Raw genomic sequence first — 231 nt, forward strand, 5'->3', positions numbered from 1 at the left:
TTATCAATTTCAAATAAATGGACAAACAATCGGCTGGTTGGACAGCCGTGCCTTCAGCAATGTGTATGATGAGCTGCTAGATGAAAAACGCTATGATTACATGGCAAAAGTAAAACCAGCAGCTGAATCAGGAAAACACGGCGTGTTTAATGGGATTATGAATACAGCTCCTGGAATCGTTAATATCGGTATGGGAGATAAATATGCGAACCAAAGCGTTCATATCATAGG

The 231-nt window shown here is 40.3% G+C and carries 1 protein-coding gene; it reads left to right on the forward strand.

From position 1 onward, the window contains the following. On the forward strand, nt 1-231 hold a 231-nt coding region (locus KQI94_RS16440), incomplete at both ends, for a GW dipeptide domain-containing protein (RefSeq protein WP_216454705.1).

This window comes from Enterococcus sp. S183_ASV_20, from assembly GCF_018919685.1.
Taxonomy (GTDB): Bacteria; Bacillota; Bacilli; order Lactobacillales; family Enterococcaceae; genus Enterococcus; species Enterococcus faecalis.